Origin of the sequence: Variovorax sp. WDL1, from assembly GCF_001541225.1 — a bacterium.
Taxonomy (GTDB): domain Bacteria; phylum Pseudomonadota; class Gammaproteobacteria; order Burkholderiales; family Burkholderiaceae_C; genus Variovorax.
Genome location: NZ_LMTS01000028.1, coordinates 2,107 through 4,151 on the forward strand (window position 1 = coordinate 2,107; position 2,045 = coordinate 4,151).

3 protein-coding genes and 1 pseudogene are annotated in these 2,045 nt (G+C 58.9%); all 4 read right to left on the reverse strand.

Translation table 11 applies throughout. The features are described from left to right. Positions 1-360 (reverse strand): annotated as a pseudogene (locus APY03_RS43325) (conjugal transfer protein TraG); the annotation flags it as partial. 235 nt (positions 361-595) lie between these two features. After that, positions 596-874 (reverse strand): EexN family lipoprotein, encoded by a 279-nt coding sequence (locus tag APY03_RS06055; protein WP_005304541.1) that lies wholly within the window; start codon positions 872-874, stop codon positions 596-598. Continuing rightward, positions 871-1,815, reverse strand: a complete 945-nt coding sequence (locus APY03_RS06060; RefSeq protein WP_005304543.1) for a LysR family transcriptional regulator — start codon at positions 1,813-1,815, stop codon at positions 871-873. The genes APY03_RS06055 and APY03_RS06060 overlap by 4 nt, the downstream gene beginning before the upstream one ends. A 33-nt stretch (positions 1,816-1,848) precedes the next feature. Beyond that, a partial coding sequence (locus APY03_RS40010) for a DUF3861 family protein (protein WP_157103377.1) occupies positions 1,849-2,045 on the reverse strand: 197 nt, incomplete at its 5' end.

A 2,045-nucleotide genomic window follows, 5' to 3' on the forward strand; every position in this document is an offset into this window, starting at 1 on the left:
CTTGCGAATGTCATCCGCGTTCGCCCAGCGGGCCGAGCCGTAGGTCGTGACCAGGCGCGATTGCCGCGAGCGCCAGATCGACATGCCAATCGCCACCAGCACGGCAACAAGACCGCTGCCGCCCGCGATGGCGCCGCCGGTGTCGAACACGCGCGGCGCGTAGGCGTCGAAGAAGAACCACCACTCGAACAGCCGCCACGGGTGATAGACCGGCGTGCCGAAGAAATCAAACCAGGGCGAGCCAAGGCGTAGTTGGTAGCCAAGGGCCGCTGCTGTCCATTGTGTGGCGCCCCACACGCCGGCGATCACGATGCCGAATACCACGGCGATCTGACCGAACAGCACGTTCGTCCCTTGCATGACCTGGCCTCCGATTTCTCCTGAGCTGATTCCTCATGGAAAGAGCGGCACAAAGGCGTGCCGCAGGCGTCAGGATCGGTGCCGGGTCAGTGCCGGTCAAAGACCGTTTTCAGAAGAAAGGTCGAGCAAAAAGACAGAATGAGTGCGACGGCGAACCAAAGAAAAACGCCGCAAGCGCGAGCGCATTGCGGCGTGTCGAAAAAAAAGTGAAGGCGAATCGGCGAGCGGCCAACAATCAGAACTTTGGCGACTCTTTCGGCGGTGTATAGGGCGTTTCGCCGTCGCCATAGAATCGCTTGCGCGTGGCTTCGGCCACCCGGTTGCACAGCATGTCGCCCAGCTTGGGGCGATCGGTCTTGCACTGTTGGCGCAGTCCTTTAAGCTGGTCAGGGTTGGCCGCCAGCTCTTCCACCGTCGGAATATTCGTCTCCGAATCGGCGGCCTTCTGAGGTGCCTCGGATTGGCCGCAAGCAGACAAGGCGGTCACGAGCAAGAACGGAATGATTTTCTTCATGGCATCAATTCCTCCGGTGGATCAGAACTGCGGCCTCGGATGGGCCTGGGAGTCTCCGGCGTTTCAATTGTCTGTACCCGTTCGATGAACCGTGCAAGTTCGTCGGACGGATCACCGTCAAGACGAAGCAAGTAAGTCGTCAGCGGAGGTACACGCGACGCAAGTGGCCGCGCTACCACTCCCGGTTCACGGCTGGCGGAAATATGCGCAGCGCCCGCCAGCCCGAGCGCGAAGCCGGCTGATACCAGCGCCATCATCAGATCGCATGTGGCAACTCGCTCTGCGATCAACGGTTCCATGTCAGCACGACGCAGCACTCGTTCCACGTGTTTGGCATGGCCTTCACACACTTGCGGATCGCACAAAACCAGCGGATAGCGCAGCAGTTCGTCCAAGGGGATACGCTTGTGGGCCAGTAGAGGATGGCGAGCGGGGACCGCCACCATTAGCGCATCACTCCAAGCTGGCAACGCGACGATGCCATCGCCCACCTCGTCGGACTGAGCAAACCCCACGTCGTATAGATCATCGTGCAACCCTTTAATCTGCTGCGACAGCGGCACCTCGAAGAAGCGGATTTCGACCTCGGGTTCTTCCTGACGACATAACGCCAACAAGGTCGGCAAGCGCGACGGTGTAATGCCATCCGACAAGGCCACTCGCAATTGTCCATGAAAGCCATTAGCTGCCGCTTTCACGCTATCACGCGCTTGTTCCAAGGCGGCAAACACGCGACGCACATGCTCCAAGAACAATGTTCCGGCATGGGTTAGCCGCGTACTGCGCGTGGTACGGGCAAACAGCGCCACACCGAGTTCTTCCTCCAGTTCCTTGATGGCCCGCGACAGCGGCGATTGTTCAATATGCAGCTTCTCCGCCGCACGAGCGAAACGGAGTTCTTCGGCCACGGCCAGGAAGTATCGAAGGTGACGAAGCTCCATGGCGATTCACATCCCATTTCGCAAAGAGAACAATCAGTCTTTTCTTTGGCTGTCGGTTGATCCTGCTTTCAAATCCTTGACAAACTGATATAGCTGCGGCAGGAATGAAAATAGAAGCGGGTTGTCTTTGTTCGCCAGGATGGCTCCGCCAAACAGCTTCAGGCCAACCGCAAATGCCGCCGCATCTGCCTGGCTGCTGAAATCACCTCTGCTGCGAATCCACGTCACGA

What these genes read in the sequence shown, in the direction of transcription:
- APY03_RS06055 (WP_005304541.1), bottom strand. Translation starts at nt 874, where the DNA reads ATGAAGAAAATCATTCCGTTCTTGCTCGTGACCGCCTTGTCTGCTTGC.
- APY03_RS06060 (WP_005304543.1), bottom strand. Translation starts at nt 1,815, where the DNA reads ATGGAGCTTCGTCACCTTCGATACTTCCTGGCCGTGGCCGAAGAACTC.